Here is a 17,599-nt window from a genome sequence, read left to right as displayed (position 1 = left end):
TAGCCCATTAAAAATCATCAGGCTACTCAATAATTTAAAAACAATATCTTAGCGCCAACAGCATAAAAAATACCGCTGTTAACCATGGCCGCTATCAGCACAAAGCAAAAACCACATCTTCAACAGGTTGATTATATCCGGGCGATAGCCGCGCTGGCAGTAACGTTATTCCATTTGGGTGGTAAAACGTTACCGGTTTTAAATTATGGCTGGCTGGGTGTTTATATGTTTTTCCTGTTATCGGGTTTTATCATTTGCTGGGCTATACCCGAAAACTATAGCTGGAAACTGGGTGGTCGTTTTATCCTCAAACGGGTTATCCGTATCGAGCCGCCGTACATCATCTCGATAGTGCTGGCTATTATTATGAAGCTTTTTTGGGTAGCACATTACCACCCCGATTGGGTTAACGCGCTTTGCCACCTGGCTTACCTGAATAGCTTTTTGGGCCAGCCTTACTTAAGCCCGGTTTACTGGACCCTGGGTATCGAGTTCCAGTTTTACCTCTTCGTGGCGCTTTGCTTTCCATGGTTTACAGGTAAATGGGGGCAATGGCTGTTATTGCTGTTAAGTATTTTACCTGTATTTTTACACGTACCCGGTGCTACGTTAATCAACAGCTTCCCGGTGTTTGCGCTGGGTATTTTGTATTATTTATACAAGGTTAAAGGAAAAGCGTTGAACGGCGTACTTGTTTTTGGTGTTCTGATTACTGCTTGCAGCATGTATTCGGTTGGCGTATCGCAAACCTGCGCTGCGTTATTTGCCCTGGGTTTATTATTGTTGCCTTTAAAAAGTTATCCGGTTATTGACTTTCTTTCTAAAATTTCGTTTTCGCTATACCTAACCCATGATATTATAGGGAGCAACCTGGTTGTTTACCTGGGTATGCTATTGCCTAAAACGTTCTTTTTTAAAGGGGTAGAATTTTTGACAGGCATTGGTGTGAGTGTTTTATTTGCCTGGTTGTTTTATTTACTGGTTGAAAAGCCTTGTTTAAAATTATCCAAACGGGTGAATTATAACCTGTCATTAAAGGTAATATCATGATAGTGTAACATGTACATGACAATTTGCATTTTATCAAAAAAATAAAGGATTAGCGTGTAACATTTGAACTATTTTCGCCTCCAATTACGAAAATACGCACAAATGAAACGTTTTTACTTTTTTATAGCTCTAATTTGTTTTGCCATCTCGGCCAAAGCGCAGTTTGGGGTTGGTGGTGGTGGCCCCACAATTGTTGGCCGCATTTCTGGTACTGTTATCGATTCAGTTACCAAGCAACCTATGGATTATACATCTGTAGGGTTGTATCGCAGTGGCGGTAAATCGCCTATCAATGGTGTCTTAACGGATTCAAAAGGTAGTTTTAAGATAGACAATGTAAAACCAGGAAGCTACAAACTGGTAATTTCTTTTCTTGGTTATCCAACAAAAACAATCGACCCGGTTGTAACTACTGCTGCAAAGCCGGATGCTAAAATGAACAACATTTTCCTGTCGCCGGGCTCCAAAACACTGGCAACGGTTAACATTGTTGGCCAGGCGCCACTGATAGAAAACAAGATTGACAAGATTGTTTATAATGCCGAAAAAGACCTGACATCTGCAGGCGGTAATGCCACCGATGTATTGCAAAAAGTGCCTTTGGTAAACGTTGATATTAACGGCAACGTATCTATTCGCGGCGATCAGAATGTTAAAGTTTTGATTAACGGTAAACCATCGGGCGCAACATCGGCCAGCTTATCGGATGTTTTGAAAACCATCCCTGCCGATCAGATCAAAAGCATCGAGGTGGTAACATCTCCATCAGCTAAATATGATGCGGAAGGTTCTGGTGGTATCATCAACATTATTACCAAGCAAAAAAATGTATCGGGCATCAGTGGCTCGGTAAGCGGTGGTGTAGGTACACGCCAAAACAATGGTAACGTTAACCTTAACTATAATAAAAACAGGTTTAGCCTGGGTATCAACGCCGGGGGTAACTTAACGTGGCCGCAAACGTCAACCACCACATTTGATCAGCAATTTAAAGGTGCCGATGGAAGCATTACCCGCCATAACTTTAATAATTCAACCAGCCGCATCAAAAGGCATGGCGCTATAGGTTCGGTAACCATGGGTTACGAGGTTAACGCGTTCAATAGCTTTAACAGTACCTTCAGGCTTAATGATGGTGGTTTTAGCACCGATGGTAACGGCGTTAATAATATACAAGCCGGCAGCATTTTAACCCAGTACACAAGTACCACCCAATCGCATAACCACTTTGGCGGTTTTGATTGGAATTTGGATTATACCCACAAGTTTAAAAAAGAGGGCGAGGAGTTTACGCTTTCGGGCCAGTGGAGCCATAGCATTATTACTACCAATTACAACAACTTGTTTACCGCGGTTAACCCAAGCCAGATTGGTGATAACAACGGTAAAAACAACGAGTATACTTTCCAGGCCGATTATACATTGCCTGTAAATAAAGTAGTAAAAGTTGAGGCCGGTGGTAAAACCATACAACGCCGTATAAACAGTAACTACGATATATTTGATACCGATAACAGTGGTAATAATGCAGTACGCGATTCATTGAACTCGAACCTGTATGATTATAACCAGAATGTATACGCAGGTTATGCGGTATTAACTTTCACTTTACCAAAAAGCTATTCGTTATTGGTAGGTGGCCGTGTTGAAAATACCAGGATAAAAGGCGATCCGCAGAACCCTTACCAGGATCCGGAAAAAGTTGGCGACCTGTACCAGAATTTAAGCCCTTTTAGTACCAGCTATACAACGTATGTGCCCAGCTTAACTATACAGAAACAACTAGGCAGCCAAACGCTTAAATTATCATACAGCAAACGTATACAAAGGCCAAGCCTGCAGTTTTTAAATCCGTTTATTAACCGCAGTTCGATACAAAGCCAATCAGTTGGTAACGTGAACCTGGCGCCGGAAGTATCGCAAACTGTTGAGCTGAACATTAACAAATTTGTTAAGTCATCTGTAATCAACTTCTCGGTTTATTATAAAAATACCAACAACATGATTGAAGGTATTGCTGATACACTGACAGAAACTATTCAAAACCAGGTAGTACACGCTACCCGTACAGCTTACCAGAATATTGGTAAAAACAATTCGTTCGGTGCAAGTTTCTTCGGATCAATAAACCCGATAAAGCCTTTAACCATCCGTGCCAGCATCAACGGTTATACGTATAACCCTACCATTTTTGATGCTTATAAAGATAAAGCTTCGGCAACTGGCTTGTATTTCCAATACTCCGCTTTCGGAAGTGCATCATACCAGTTTCCGCATAACTTTTTGGCCGAATTGTTTGGCTTTACCAACTCGGCCCGCCGTACCATTCAAGGTACCAGCCCGGCATTTGGTATTTATGCCTTTGGTTTAAAGAAACAGTTTATGGATAAAAAACTGGCTATCGGCTTTAACACGGTACAGCCATTTGCCCGCGACAAACACTTCGATCAAAATATAAGCAGCGACGCGTTTTCGTTAAAAAGCTCAACCGCGTTCCCTTTCCGTTCGTTCGGTATCACATTTAGCTATAGCTTTGGTAAGCTAAGCTTCAGCAACCCGCAACAACAGAAAAAAGGCGTAAACAACGATGACCTTAAACAAGGGGACCAGGGCGGTAACGGCGGTGGCACACCATCAGGAGGACGATAAGACTTTTAGAATCAAGAAGCAAGAGTCAAGACTTTTTGAAAATAGCAGGGCCGGGAGAGTTAATCTTCCGGCCCTTTTTGGTTTTAGGTAAATCTGTAATTTGCCTCGGAAAATTGCTATTATCCCTGTTTTCAGGTATTGTTTACGGTATTTGTCGTGCTTAAATTTATAGCAAGATAAATAGATGTCTTAAGCCAAATCTTACCACATATGCCTTACGGAAATATACTTACTGTTTATGGTGCAGATGATATGGGAGTTACTTTAACAAGAGTTAGAGCCATTTTGCATCCCTTTCAATTTGAAAATATTGAAACAACTTTTTTTATTTCAATTGAGTTTCAAAATCAGGCTGTTCTTATCAGGAATGAGCTTATAGCTGCGCATGTCACTTTTTCTCTGTATTATATTGATGATTCAAGTTCTGACGGATTTGATGGAAATGGAATCGACGGGAAAATTAACGACATCAGAGCAATCCTTTCGGTATGAAAAAGCAACTCATTGGCACCCTTGGTCTGCTTTTTAGCATCGCAGGTGTATGTAATGCGCAAAATACTCATCAGGCCTATTATCCGGTCGGCGACGACCCCAATATTGGTTGGTTCAGCACTATGTCGTCGGCCAAAAAGTATGAAACAATTTTGTTTGAAGCCAACCCGATAGTGAGGTATAGTGTGTTCAATAATATATACAAACTTGGCGACAGAAGCGATGGCATACACGGTAATCATTTTCAGGCCTGGTATTTATCTTACCGGCCACAATTGAGAATGTATACCGAAAATTCATTGCCGGTACGAACACCATCATACCGGATACTGGCCGGAACACAACAAGTATTTAGAATTCATGACGCCGATTTATTAACGTTTTCGCTCGAAAGTGGTCATTACTCTAACGGGCAAGACGGTGGTGCTTTTACCGATAAATATGCCGATGGCTCGCCTGAAAGCGAGGCCGTGTACAAAACAATAACACCGCAAACAAACTTATCGTCGATACTGAACCGGAAAAGCGCAAATTTTTCAACCGACCTTACCGAGTTTATAGTTAATTATCGTAAAAACATCCTTGATACCGGTTTTAGGACCGATAATAAGGCTATCAGGACATATTCATACAAGTTTGGCGGCACCTTATATCATGACCGGATTTTTGGGGTTTTTGATGCCGGCGGTTATTCCGATGAGGATATTAAAATATACGGCAAAGTAAGGCTATCGGCCGGATTTCAATACATTGAAAAAGTGAAATGGGGTAGGTATTCGATCACCGGAAACCTCGAGCGGATATTTAATGCGCATCAAAGCGTTGAGCCCTGGCGTTTAGAAACGATATTCACGGCGTACCCCATAGCGGCCACCCCTGATCTTGGCTTTTTTGTTACGTTTATTGCCGGGCACGATAATTACAATTATCGGTTTGTCGACTCGGGGCACCAGTTTGGTTTAGGGATTTCATGGAATCTTTTCCCACCCATTAAACTCAAAAATGTATTTGGGCCGCGATAATTGATTACGCCGCGCTCATGTAAAAAATAGAAAGCCAGGGAATAAAATCAGGTATAACCACTAATAAGCGCCAGGGTAAACGAATCTAATTGGTTAACGGCGATAAGCCGTTATTTAATAATAGCTAACAGAATGAACTTATAGCTTCGGGAAGATATAAGCATCAAACGATACCATGTTTTTGTTGGCTAATAGTGATTAAATGATGCGGCTACCTAAGAAACTTGTATTGGCCAACAACACAAATATTTGGATGCGCCTAAATTGTGCCATCAGTTTAGTGTTAACCATGATGAAATATAAAATGTTGATTATCAAATATTTATAAAATATATATCTGAAATATGTTAAGTTATGTTAACCCAATTAGATGCGTTTGCCCTGTAATAAGTGCCGACTGACAATTGGTTCCGTCAACTACTTGATTCTACTCCGCCTCTACATTAATCCCTATCTGCTTCAATAGCAGAGATGCATTAAAGGTTTTGCATTCACCGTGTTTTATCTTGTAATCAAACAGCATTTCGCCTTCTTTTACCTGGATATCGAAGTAGAAGTTGCGTACATAATGGGGGTATTTATCTTCCAGGCGTGCTATCTGCAAATCGTGGGTGGCCACCATACCCACGGCATTTTTGCGGATCAGTTGTTCGATAACCGCTTTGGAGCCAAGGTATTTGTCAACAGAGTTGGTGCCGCGCAGCATTTCATCAATCAGGAAAAATATCTTGGGTTCATTCTCCACCGCGGCTAACAACATTTGCAGGCGGTCGAGTTCGGCTTTGAAGGTTGATGTGCTTTCGTTTAGTGAATCTTTAATCCGCATGTAGCTAATCATGGTGATAACAGACACCCGCATGCTTTTAGTGCACACAGGAGCGCCGCAAAGCGCCAGTACTGTATTGATGCCTATGGTGCGCAAAAAGGTGCTCTTGCCCGCCATATTCGAGCCGGTGATGATATCTATCTTATGAGTATCCTCCAGTTCATAGTTATTTTCTATACGTTTTGCAGCGTCAATAAGTGGATGGGCAAGTGAGTGGGCGACAAGTGTATAGCCTGGTTTATCTTCAATTTCAGGATAAGCCCAGTCGGGGTAGTTCATAGCGAGACTTGCCAGGCTGATAAGGACCTCAAATTCGGCAATAACATCAAAAGCGGCTTCCAGGCTTTCGTTATTCTGGCGTTTCCAGTTTTCAATGGCTATTACCTGGCGGATATCCCACAAAAAGAATAGGTTAAGCACAAAGCCAACAATCATGTTAAGGTGATAATTGAGTTTGTTGATCAGGTTGGCCAGCTCTTTTATTTTATTGGAGGTTTGGCTGGTTTTTAATAATGCAGCAAGCGATGCATTATAGCTGGCCTGCCAGGGCTCGTCTTCCGCCTGTTTAAATACATCGGCATATTTGGCCAGCGTATCGCCAATTTTACCGGCAATCATATCGGCTTTGCTAATGTACATGGCTTTAGAGAATACGATGCCCATGTTGGCAATACCTATTATAATGGCCGCCAGCCTGGCATAAGGAATAAACCAGGCCAGTATCAAAACACCTGTAAACAAATACGGCGCTATTTTGGTGTACATGGCAAGCCATTTTTCGCCGGGCATATCAAGCGGCAGATGCAGGTATTTGAAAAGGTTTTTAAGCTGATTAACATCCTGCTGAATGGCAAATACCAATAGGGTTTGCACCGAAAGTTTCCAGTCGTTTTTGCCGGCTATTTCTTTAACCGCTTCCTGGCGCTGCAGAATGGTGGCTTTGGTTGCCGGTTTATCAAACCATTCGGCAAGTTTATTGTTGCCTGTAGATGTTGCTGTGCGGTTAACCAATTGATACAGGGAGGCGTTGCCAAAAATATCCAGGTCGGAGGTGTAAAAGTGCTTTTCGTTTCCAAAGCGGGCGCCGTCGTTATACATATTGACGTGGCTTTGGATGCTGGCTATCTCGTTCAGGTTTACTTTTTGCAGGTCATCGTAGTACTGTTTAAGTTTTTCGAACCGGCTTTGGCGGGATACCAGCCACGCAAACGCAAAAATAAGCACTACAAAGGCCAGAGCTACAATTGTAAAATTATCCTGCTGCACGCCAACGCTGATGGCTACAACAATAAGCGCGAAGATGCTGAGCCTCAATAATGAATACGTATTGGCAAGTTTTTTATATTTGGCGGCTTCTTGCTGTGCGGCATTGGCGCGTTGTTCATAATTGGTAATAATATCCTGTTGCATACCCGGTAAAAAAGTTGTGGCTAAATAAACACATATATTTTAAATAAACGTTTATTTGTTTGAGATATGAAGATCACGTTTTTAACCGTTGGCAAAACCGAAGATGCCTATTTAAAAGAGGGCATTGATAAATATGTAAAGCGCCTGAAGCATTACACCAAACTTGAACTGGTAGAAATTAACGAACTGAAAAATACCAAAGCACTTACCGCCGACCAGCAAAAAGCAAAAGAGGCCGAGCTTATCCTGAAAAAAATAAGCCCGCTTGATCATGTGATTTTGATGGATGAGAAGGGAAACGAATATACCTCTACCCAGTTTGCCGCCTATATCAACAAAAAAGAGATTAGCCTATCGGCCAACCTGATATTTGTTATTGGCGGCCCCTATGGGTTCGACCAATCGGTATACCAACGTGCCAACGATAAAATTTCTTTGTCGCGAATGACGTTCTCGCACCAGATGGTCCGCCTGTTTTTTGTCGAGCAGCTTTACCGCGCATACACGATTTTGAAGGGCGAGCCGTATCATCACGAGTAGATGTGCAGATGTGCAGATTTTAGATGTGCAGATGAGGGAGTTGATGTGCAGATATGCAAATTTCAGATGTGCAGATGATTGGGATAGATGTTAAATGATTTTAGCAGATATGTTTTTTCATCTGCATATCTGCACATCTGAAATTTGCACATCTGTTTTTTATTTGCACGCGTGAGTATGAACTTCTGATTAAGATGGATAATCTGCACATTTGAAATTTGAAATTTGCACATCTAAAACCCTACCTTTGCGCCATGGGTCACGATCATTCACATTCTCACTTGCACGGCGGGCATCATCACCATGATCATGCGCCCAAGCTGGATCATTTGAATACAGCCTTTATTGTAGGCATCATCTTAAATTCGGCTTTTGTAATTATTGAAACCGTAGCCGGTTTTATGACACATTCGCTGTCGTTGTTAACCGATGCCGGGCATAACCTGAGCGACGTGGCTTCTTTAGCTTTGGCCCTGCTGGCCTTTAAGCTTACTAAAGTAAGCGCCAACAGCAAGTATACCTACGGCTATAAAAGATCGACCATCATCGTATCCTTTTTTAATGCAATGATCCTGTTTGTAGCCGTTGGCTTTATTGTTTACGAAGCCATCATGCGTTTCCTGAACCCCGAAACAGTATCAGGCGGTACCATGGCCTGGGTTGCATTTATTGGGATTGGTATAAATGCGTTTACAGCGTGGTTGTTTGTAAAAGACAAAGATACCGACCTGAATGTTAAAGGTGCTTACCTGCACATGGCGGTTGATGCCATTGTATCGCTTGGCGTTGTGATATCGGGTGTTATCATCTATTTTACCAGGCTGTACTGGATAGATAGTATTGTGAGTATAGTTATTGCCATTGTGATATTGCGCGGAACCTGGGGGTTGTTAAAAGACAGCCTGCGCCTGGAAATGGACGGCGTACCTGCCGAAATGGACCTTGGAAAAATAAAAGCGGAGCTGATGAAAGGCAAAGGCGTGGTAGATGTGCACCACATGCACGTATGGGCGCTTAGCACTACCGAGAATGCCCTAACCGCCCACCTGGTTATTAAACCAGAGAATATGGCTGATTTTGATAGTATTAAACATGATCTCCGTCACCGGTTGGAACACATGGAAATAAACCACAGCACTTTTGAACCCGAGTTTGCCGATGAAAAGTGCGGGCAGCCGGAGTGTGCGTAGGTAAATAACCAATGAGAGAATACCCTGTTAACTATAAAGATATTCAACCGGATATTGATTTTTATTCCGAATTACCAGGGGTTTATAGAAAAGCTGAGAAGTACCTGCTTAGTTTTAAATGGTGTGCTGCGATAAATGATAGCTTTCTTTATTACAACCTTGGGGAAGTGTTTTGTATTTTTCTTTTCGAAATAGACAATATACAAAGCAAAGAAAATAATTTTCTGTGGGTGATTGTCGGTGATTTCCCTTCAATGTATTTAGATGTTTACGGGCCGGATTCTACTGTTGAAGTATTAGAAGATTACATTCGATTGGCTGAAGATTGGATTGCGCACATCAAAGCTAAAAGATCTGTAGATGAATGTTATCCTTTTAATGCCGAACCGACGATAGAACTGGCAGAACTTTTAGAAAAGAAGGTAAGTTTTATGAAAAATACTTTACTAAACGAAATGGAGAATATTTCGCTTAAGCGATTCCAATAATTCTTCCTAATTTAACGCTCAATAATAACCCTGCTATGAGCACTACCAACAGACGAAAATTTATAACCACTACAGCCGCCCTGGCAGCAGGGACAGCTGTAGCATCAGCAATGCCAATGATAGATCAAAAAGAAGACTGGCCTGTAATACACCATGTGTTTTTCTGGCTTAAAAATCCCGGTTCGGTTGAAGACAGGGATAAACTGGTTGCAGGCGTTAAAACCCTGTCGAAAATAGAAACCGTTAAAAAACTGCGTGTAGGCGTTGTTGCCAGCACCGAAAAACGTGATGTGGTTGATAACAGCTGGGCGGTATCAGAGCTAATGTTTTTTAGCGACCTTGCCGGGCAGGCAACCTATCAAACCCACCCCTTACACCTGGAGTTCATCAAAAATTGCAGCCACCTTTGGGAAAAAGTGATTGTGTATGACGCGGTGGAAGCCTAAGGAATGAGAACCGCGTTTGGTGCAGTCGCGTTTGTGCTTGGCATTGCCATTTTAATGGCAGGTTGTGCTAATGAAGCTACGGATCCGGCCTTGCAAAAAGTTAAGAAACTTAACCCGCATGAGCGCGATAGCCTGCTAAAAAAATTGCTGGCCAGTTATAAAGATACCTTTAAAGTTGATACAACAGAGATTTTAGCCAATGGTGATACTGAAGCCTTGAGCATCAGGCATTACTGTGTTTATGATAACAAAATAAGTGTCCCCAGGGAATACCTTGATGTTTATGGTTTGACGGCTTTTCAAACTCACAATTTTGTATCGGATGTTGAGTTTAAGATCAATTCCCGGATCATCTTCAAGGGAACAATCAGCAAGGCAATCTTCAATAAATCAATAAGCGATAGGTTAGCAAAATCAGGCACACTGTCATTTCCTTATGCAAATATGAATAGCAACGGCTTTACGATAGAGTATGGGATAGGTGTTCCACTTACTGATTATTATGATAATGGCCTTATTATCAAAGTTGACTCAACCGGTAAGATAAAGGATACCGGTACCCTGGATTAAAAAAAGCCGATTACTCGGCTTTTTTTGTTGTTTTTTTAGCTTTTGCTTTTGGGGCAGGAGTTGGCTCCGGTTCGGCGGCAACTACCTCGGCAACTGGTTCTTCAACTTCGGCAGGGGCGGCCTCGGCAGCTGGTGCCGAAGTTGGGTCTGCCTCGTTAAATGATGGTAAATCTTTAAGGATATGGAACCAGGTAAGGATCTTTTTCATATCAGATGCATATACTTTCTCCTCGTCATGATCTGGCGCTACTTCGTAAAAGAAGGCGCGCATTTTTTTACCATCAGCTTTAGCGTCGGGTACGTTTGCGGCGGCTTTCATCTGCTCAAAAACATCGGTAAGCCTGATGTCATCCTCAATACCAAAAATAGTTATTTCGGTAAGGGCAGCCAGTTTAGCTGTTGACAGGTTGGCCACCAGTTTTGTTTTTTGTGCATCCAGACTCTCCAGTACGTAACCGGTTTTGTTTTGAGCCAACGCCCGCCATAATCCCGGTTTGCCAGATACGGCTACAATTCCTTGTAAATTCATGTTTTATTGGTTGATTAGGTTGATTGGGTGAGTGGTTGATTAGGTTTTAAACTCAATCAACCACTCACCTAATCAACCAATAACTTAATCTTCTATTACTTCGATGCTTAAAATTTTATCGCCCTGGCGGATAGCGTCAACAATGTCAACGTTTTCAATCACTTTACCAAACACGGTGTGGTTACGATCTAAGTGAGCAGTGTTTGTACGGTTATGGCAGATAAAGAATTGTGAGCTGCCGGTGTTACGGCCGGCATGTGCCATTGAAAGCACACCACGATCATGGTACTGGTTATCGCCTGTCAATTCGCAATCAATTTTGTAGCCTGCGCCACCAGCACCGGTACCGGTTGGGTCGCCACCTTGCACCATAAAGTTAGGGATAACGCGGTGGAAGATAACACCATCGTAAAAGTTTGATTTAGCTAATTTTTTAAAATTAGCTACAGTATTTGGGGCATCCTGATCGTAAAACTCTACGGTCATGTCACCTTTTTCAGTTTTGATTATTGCTTTGCTCATTTCTTTGTTTTTTTGAAAACAGTTGGCAAAGGTAATAAAAAAGCAGAAAGCGAAAAGCATAAGGCTGAAAGCTTTTTAGCCTTATGCTGCATGATTAAAGCTTCACGATTCATGGTAATAACATTAGTTGTTTATTCGTTACATTTGATAAATCAGCACAACCGGACAGTGAATAATAAACAATATAAAAAATACCTTTCGCCTTTCATCTTTTGCCTTTTACCTTCTTTTCGGCTTTTTGCTTTCTGCCTTTTGCTTTTAGCCTTAATGCCCTGTATATCAAAAGCGGCCTCTATCCTCATCCCCATGGACGATGAGCAGAAAGATCATCTGAAATCATACGGCATCGCTTTCCTGGCTTTAAAAAATGGCGAGGAGGTTGACTGGTTGCTTAACTATCGCGGCGGCAGCTTTATGATGAAGTATAACCAGAAGATGGAGGAGGAGTGCAAAATACGAGGGGTAAGCTACCAGGTGTTGGCCGATGCTAAGGTGAATGAGATTATTACCGAAGTAAGCGACCCGTCGGTAAATATGGATGTGGTTAAGTTGGAGAAGGCGCCCAAAATGGCCGTTTACTCGCCGAAAAATAAACTGCCCTGGGACGATGCCGTTACCCTGGTTTTAAAGTATGCCGAGATCCCCTACGATGTAGTGTATGACGAAGAAGTTATAAAAGGCGAACTGCCAAAATACGATTGGCTGCACCTGCACCACGAGGATTTTACCGGCCAGTACAGCAAGTTTTACGGTGCTTTTAGGTTTGCGCAATGGTACAACGATGATGTAAAAGGGCAGGAGGCGCTGGCTCATAAGCTTGGGTTTAAAAAGGTATCGCAAATGAAGCTGGCAGTGGCCAAAAGTATCCGCGATTTTTGCGCCGGCGGCGGCTTTTTGTTTGCCATGTGCTCGGGTACCGATACGTTTGATATTGCCCTGGCCTCATCCAATACTGATATTTGCGAGCGGATGTTTGATGGCGATGCTGCCGACCCGGACGCACAATCGAAACTGGATTTTACACAAACTTTCGCTTTCCAGAATTTTACGCTGGATATGAACCCCATGTCGCACCAGTTTAGCAACGTTGATGTAACTACTACCCGGCAGGTGGAGCGCCAGCGCGATTTTTTTACGCTGTTTGATTTTTCGGCCAAATGGGATGTAGTGCCCAGCATGCTTACCCAGGATCATGACAAGGTGATAAAAGGCTTCATGGGCCTCACCACAGCCTATAATAAAAGTATGCTAAAACCCGGTGTAACCATCATGGGCGAAATGAAAACCGCTAATGAAGCCCGCTACATACACGGCGAATACGGCAAAGGCCAATGGACATTTTACGGCGGCCACGATCCCGAAGATTATCAACACGCCGTAGGCGACCCGCCGACAGATTTAAAACTTCACCCCAATTCGGCAGGGTATCGCTTGATTTTGAACAATGTATTATTCCCGGCGGCAAAGAAGAAGAAACAGAAAACTTGATTTTAGTATCAAGTAGTTAGTATCAAGTATCAAGACTTTTTGATGTACAGGTGATTTTGTCTGAACCGGAATTTACAGAATTAAAAAATTTACAGAATTTAAAAAAGCAATTCGGGACATTCTAAAAATTCGTTTAATTCGAGTTCAGACAAACGCGTAAGGGATAAAAGCGGATACCGGCCTGGCGCTTAAGGCTTGTGAAATATGAGCGGTTAGCCCGGCCCGCAGGGATACGCCCACAATTGATGTAGATATATAAAGGTACGAAGGCAGAAGCGCCACGCGGGTGTCTTAATTCTTGATTCTTGTCTCTTGATTCTTTTTTACAACTAATTATAAAACGTCCAACTGACACCAAACTTCAGCAAATGGTCTTGCATAGGGTAGCGGTTTACGGTGTAAAAACCTCTGCTTTGCAGGCCCTGGTTGGCATAGTCATACATCAGGAACAGGTTGGTGCGTTGCAGGGTGGCCTTAAAGTAAACGGATGCTACGGGGTACGATGTAAAGGTAACATCGGGCCCGTTGTAAAACTGGCCAATGCCTACCGCGTATGACGGTGCCACATACGGGGTATTATACCTTACGCTTACGCCAAAGTTTGATTTAAGTACGTTAAAAAGTGTTTTGCTGAAATACAGGTTACTATAAGTATAAACCTCGGGTGTGCGCAGGGTTGATTGATAATCTGTTTTCTGGTAAACGATGTAGTTATCAAAGTGCAGGCTGTGGTAGCTTAAATTTTTACCCACGCTTACTTTTAACAGGTTAATATCATTACTCAGCTGAGCAGGGTGGGCGTCGATACCGCCATCCTGTGCGGTAAAATACATGTACCCGGCAATTAAAAAGTACTCGGCCTTGATATCCAGCTGCAAAGGGTTGTTGATATAGCTAAACGAGGCACTGGTTGTTTTTTGGTTTTTGAAGCTATTATGGAAAATATAATGGTTACTTATCCAGTTGGTGTAAATGAGCGGCGGGGAGCTGTTTTGTGAATAGGCTTCTAAAATAATTTTGCCTGCTTTATCATTACCCGCAACGTTAAGCTTTGCGCCATAAAAATAATCGCCAAAATCCCGGCCCTGCACTATCTGCCTAAAGTCGCCTTCAAGACCAAGCCTGTCGCTAAAACGGTAGCTGAATTTGGCTTTCAGGGTAATATCCTGGAAGGTATTATTCTGCATTTTATTTTGGTGGATGTACTTGTATCCATACTGATTTAGCACGGTGTCGCTTACGTATTGCGCGTAATTATAAAGGTCATGTACCAGGCCCAGATCGAGCTTTACTTCGTTTTTTACAAACTTTACCGATTTACTGCGGAGATAGAAACTGTAAGAAAATTCGTTTTGAACATGGGTTACTACCAACGAGTCTCGCGACCGGTTATAGCTGTAATAATAATCGGGGAATACATTATAGGTATCGGGCTGGTTTGTTTGCAGGTAATTATAACTGCTGTTTTGAACAAGTAAGGTGTGTGCTACGCGCTGGGTAGGCAAAATTTTGGAGTTAGCCTTGCCTTTGTTCAAACTATCAATACGGCCCAGGTAATAAAACTGCTTTATGTACAGGCTTTTATCTGTCCACTGCTGGTAACTGTTTGCCAGCCGCACAGGGGCCGAGTTTTTAAAGAACAGGGAATTGCTTTTGCCCGTGAAAATTGTATCGTTAAGGATGGAGCCCGTTTCGGGTGCTTTTAAATTATTATAAATGATGTTGGCCAGCAAATTGTAACGCTTGCTTGGCGATTGGTACCAGGTAAAAAACGCGGCGTTTACATCGCTCACATTTTGCTGCAGCACGCTGCTGGTGCTATAAAAGCCTCGCGATCCGTTGAAATTGAGGTTGAAGCCTACATTCCAGTTAGGTTTTACATTTTGGGTGTGGATGATTTTGAAAACCTGCTCGGCCGAGCTGCCAAAGCCGTTAAACAAGGTGAGGTTGGAGTAAGCCACCCTGGCGTTATAATACTTAATATCCTGTGGTTTTAAGGCATATACATCAAGCGAGTGCAGGCCGGTGTTAAAACCTATGGTTTGGTCGGGCTCAAACAGCATGCTTCGTTGCGATACACCATTGTAACCCAGGCTGATGCGCGGATGGCGGGGATCGGTAAGCGGGCTGTAATTTTCAAAGTTATAAATGCCGGTATCCAGCGCGAAAGTTTGTGTGCTGTCGCTCAGGAAACGTTCCATCGTTACACGGATAAACTTGGAGCTGAAAACAACAGAGTCTTTTTTATTATCCTCTTTCTTGCGCAGGCTATCCAGCAGTTCGTCGTCGCTAACTTTCCGTTGGGTTTTTAATGTATCGCGAGTTGATAGTGGCTTTGCCCGGTTTACCTGGCCGTATTGTGCAAAAGCCGACTGTATGCCAAAGCACAACAGGAGCAATAAAATATATTTGAGCTTATGATGCATTAATTACACTAATTACCGGCTATCAGATTTTTGAGGATCAGGGTCAGTTTTGGCTCGGCTTCCTCGGCTACTCTTATAATTTCTTCTAATGATACCGGCTCCAGCACATCAGTAAAGCCTTCGTCTGTTAATACCGATATGGCAAATACGGGTATGCCCATATGGTTTGCTACAATAACTTCGGGTACGGTGCTCATGCCTACTGCGTCGCCGCCAATGATCCTTAAATAAGTGTACTCGGCCTTGGTTTCTAAATTAGGGCCGGTTACAGCAACATAAACTCCTTTATGGCAGGTAATATTGTTTGCCGCGGCAATACTTAAAGCTTTATCAATTAAAGTGCGCTGGTAGGGTTGGCTCATATCCGGGAAACGGGGGCCAAGCTCTTCATAATTTCTGCCAATGAGCGGGTTTTGCGGTTGCAGGTTAATATGATCGGCAATAACCATCAGGTCGCCTTTTTTAAAATCGGGGTTAAGGGAGCCACTGGCATTTGATACGTAAAGGGTTTTAATGCCCAGGTATTTCATCACCCTAACCGGGAAAGTGATTTGCTGCATGTTATAACCCTCGTAATAGTGCAGGCGCCCCTGCATAGCTACCACCTTTACACCGCCAAGTGTGCCAAATATCAACTTACCCGAATGGAACTCCAATGTCGAGATTGGGAAATCGGGGATGTTGGAGTACATCAATTGTTTTTCTACAACGATATCTTTAACAAGCCCACCCAGGCCTGTGCCTAAAATTATACCTACCTCGGGTTCAAAATCGCCTATGCGGTTTTTAATGTACCGGGCGGTGCTTTCAATATTGTCTAACATATTTGGTTACTAAATTATCAAACTGCTGTTTGCCGTTATTTAAAAAACTAATACCTATCGGCAGTACCAAAACAGGCAGTTTTTTAATGGCCGGCTGCAATTCCTGTTCCCCTAAACGCTGCGCATCCTTTTCTGTTGTGATGATTAACTTTTTTTGTGATGTACAGGCAAAAAAATCATCGGCAAGTTTACTGATATTTTTTAAGGTAAACTGGTGATGATCGGGATATTTATGGTGATTGATGATAGATGTATGGTTTTTTAAATGCGATAACAAAGGCGCGGGATTGGCAATACCCGTAAGCACAAACACGGCGGTTTGCTCATCAATATTTTGATACACAGTAGCCCCGTTCATGTTTTGCAGGGCCAGGTAGTTTATGGAGGTAAAAAATAGCTGCTGGTTGGGCAAGGGCTTAATGTGTTTTTTTATGATAGCCATTTCCGCATCTGCCAATGTTGCCGGGCATTTGCTGATGACAATAACATCGGCCCTTTCGCGGCCACTGAACGGCTCGCGCAGGTTGCCGGTTGGCAGTATCAACCGTGGTTGGTTAAGGCGGTTATAATCAAACAATAAAATGCTAAAGCCCGGTTTAAGTGCCCGGTGCTGGTAGGCATCATCTAAAATTACCAGGCTGTATTTATCTTTTAACTGCTGTATACCCGCTACCCGTTTTTCGCAAACGGCAACGGTAACCTTCGGGAATTTATGTTTAAACTGGGCAGGCTCATCGCCTATAACCGATGCCTGTGGCTTATCGCCCGCCAGCAAAAAGCCCCTGGTTTTGCGGCCGTACCCGCGGCTAAGTATGGTCGGTTTTTCATCCTGAAATAACCGGATCAGGTACTCGGTCATGGGGCTTTTACCCGCGCCACCTACATCAAGATTACCCACCACAATCACCGGGCGGTTAAAACCGGTACTTTTAAACACCCCGGCATCATAACACCAATTACGGATGGTAACAACCAGGCCGTAAACGAGCGAAAATGGGAATAGAAGCCAGCGGAGGAGTTTCATATGGGGTAAATAGTATTAGGCCACATTTGTTTAGGAGTAATGAAATTTTTCGGAGCTCTAAAGGGGAAATGGGGGGTGTAGCCTCGCCGGGTGAGTCTTCGCC

The 17,599-nt window shown here is 42.9% G+C and carries 16 protein-coding genes; 10 read left to right on the top strand and 6 right to left on the bottom strand.

Translation table 11 applies throughout. From position 1 onward, the window contains the following. The first annotated feature begins 84 nt into the window (after positions 1 to 84). The 4 genes from AC1DU2_RS15185 to AC1DU2_RS15170 all read left to right on the top strand — a co-directional run bounded on the left by AC1DU2_RS15185 (position 85) and on the right by AC1DU2_RS15170 (position 5,213). Positions 85 to 1,050, top strand: coding sequence for an acyltransferase family protein (locus tag AC1DU2_RS15185; protein ID WP_477385166.1), 966 nt, complete (start codon positions 85 to 87; stop codon positions 1,048 to 1,050). A gap of 102 nt (positions 1,051 to 1,152) precedes the next feature. Next, complete coding sequence (locus AC1DU2_RS15180) at positions 1,153 to 3,699, top strand: TonB-dependent receptor (RefSeq protein WP_477385165.1); 2,547 nt, start codon at positions 1,153 to 1,155, stop codon at positions 3,697 to 3,699. Between the two features lie 210 nt (positions 3,700 to 3,909). Further along, complete coding sequence (locus AC1DU2_RS15175; RefSeq protein WP_477385164.1) at positions 3,910 to 4,191, top strand: hypothetical protein; 282 nt, start codon at positions 3,910 to 3,912, stop codon at positions 4,189 to 4,191. Further along, positions 4,188 to 5,213, top strand: a complete 1,026-nt coding sequence (locus tag AC1DU2_RS15170; protein WP_477385163.1) for a hypothetical protein — start codon at positions 4,188 to 4,190, stop codon at positions 5,211 to 5,213. Before AC1DU2_RS15175 ends, AC1DU2_RS15170 begins: the two co-directional genes overlap by 4 nt. Positions 5,214 to 5,640: 427 nt before the next feature. Here AC1DU2_RS15170 and AC1DU2_RS15165 read toward each other — a convergent pair whose 3' ends face one another. After that, positions 5,641 to 7,449 (bottom strand): MutS-related protein, encoded by a 1,809-nt coding sequence (locus tag AC1DU2_RS15165; protein WP_477385162.1) that lies wholly within the window; start codon positions 7,447 to 7,449, stop codon positions 5,641 to 5,643. Positions 7,450 to 7,515: 66 nt separating this feature from the next. Here AC1DU2_RS15165 and rlmH point away from each other — a divergent pair, with 66 nt between their 5' ends. The 5 genes from rlmH (at position 7,516) to AC1DU2_RS15140 (ending at position 10,683) form a co-directional block, all read left to right on the top strand. Further along, positions 7,516 to 7,989, top strand: coding sequence for a 23S rRNA (pseudouridine(1915)-N(3))-methyltransferase RlmH (gene rlmH, locus AC1DU2_RS15160; RefSeq protein ID WP_090645149.1), 474 nt, complete (start codon positions 7,516 to 7,518; stop codon positions 7,987 to 7,989). A gap of 218 nt (positions 7,990 to 8,207) precedes the next feature. After that, positions 8,208 to 9,179, top strand: coding sequence for a cation diffusion facilitator family transporter (locus tag AC1DU2_RS15155; RefSeq protein ID WP_477385161.1), 972 nt, complete (start codon positions 8,208 to 8,210; stop codon positions 9,177 to 9,179). 11 nt (positions 9,180 to 9,190) lie between these two features. Continuing rightward, entirely contained in the window at positions 9,191 to 9,667 is a 477-nt protein-coding gene (locus AC1DU2_RS15150; RefSeq protein WP_477366692.1) for a hypothetical protein, read from the top strand. 35 nt (positions 9,668 to 9,702) lie between these two features. Continuing rightward, positions 9,703 to 10,113, top strand: a complete 411-nt coding sequence (locus AC1DU2_RS15145; protein ID WP_477385160.1) for a Dabb family protein — start codon at positions 9,703 to 9,705, stop codon at positions 10,111 to 10,113. Between the two features lie 3 nt (positions 10,114 to 10,116). After that, positions 10,117 to 10,683, top strand: a complete 567-nt coding sequence (locus tag AC1DU2_RS15140; protein ID WP_477366698.1) for a hypothetical protein — start codon at positions 10,117 to 10,119, stop codon at positions 10,681 to 10,683. A gap of 10 nt (positions 10,684 to 10,693) precedes the next feature. Here AC1DU2_RS15140 and AC1DU2_RS15135 read toward each other — a convergent pair whose 3' ends face one another. Both AC1DU2_RS15135 and AC1DU2_RS15130 read right to left on the bottom strand, forming a co-directional pair. Then, positions 10,694 to 11,212, bottom strand: coding sequence for a DUF5606 family protein (locus AC1DU2_RS15135; RefSeq protein WP_477366701.1), 519 nt, complete (start codon positions 11,210 to 11,212; stop codon positions 10,694 to 10,696). An 84-nt stretch (positions 11,213 to 11,296) separates the two neighbouring features. Then, positions 11,297 to 11,734 (bottom strand): peptidylprolyl isomerase, encoded by a 438-nt coding sequence (locus AC1DU2_RS15130; protein ID WP_477366704.1) that lies wholly within the window; start codon positions 11,732 to 11,734, stop codon positions 11,297 to 11,299. A 267-nt stretch (positions 11,735 to 12,001) separates the two neighbouring features. Here AC1DU2_RS15130 and AC1DU2_RS15125 point away from each other — a divergent pair, with 267 nt between their 5' ends. After that, positions 12,002 to 13,222 (top strand): asparagine synthetase B, encoded by a 1,221-nt coding sequence (locus tag AC1DU2_RS15125; RefSeq protein WP_477385159.1) that lies wholly within the window; start codon positions 12,002 to 12,004, stop codon positions 13,220 to 13,222. Between the two features lie 329 nt (positions 13,223 to 13,551). Here the strand turns inward: AC1DU2_RS15125 and AC1DU2_RS15120 are convergent, their stop codons facing one another. From AC1DU2_RS15120 to lpxK, 3 genes are read right to left on the bottom strand one after another with little or no spacing between them, the layout of a single operon-like run. Continuing rightward, positions 13,552 to 15,648: a putative porin gene (locus tag AC1DU2_RS15120; RefSeq protein ID WP_477385158.1), complete on the bottom strand. Its 2,097-nt coding sequence runs from the start codon at positions 15,646 to 15,648 to the stop codon at positions 13,552 to 13,554. 8 nt (positions 15,649 to 15,656) lie between these two features. Further along, the gene (locus tag AC1DU2_RS15115) at positions 15,657 to 16,472 is read right to left on the bottom strand and encodes a purine-nucleoside phosphorylase (RefSeq protein WP_147052612.1); all 816 of its coding nucleotides are present in this window, start codon (positions 16,470 to 16,472) and stop codon (positions 15,657 to 15,659) included. Continuing rightward, positions 16,456 to 17,496, bottom strand: a complete 1,041-nt coding sequence (gene lpxK / locus AC1DU2_RS15110; RefSeq protein ID WP_477385157.1) for a tetraacyldisaccharide 4'-kinase — start codon at positions 17,494 to 17,496, stop codon at positions 16,456 to 16,458. The genes AC1DU2_RS15115 and lpxK overlap by 17 nt, the downstream gene beginning before the upstream one ends. Positions 17,497 to 17,599 lie beyond the last annotated feature (103 nt).

This window comes from Mucilaginibacter sp. P4_C11 (assembly GCF_056402115.1).
The sequence above is the reverse complement of the archived record's forward strand: the minus strand, read 5'-3'. Positions and strand labels throughout refer to the sequence as shown.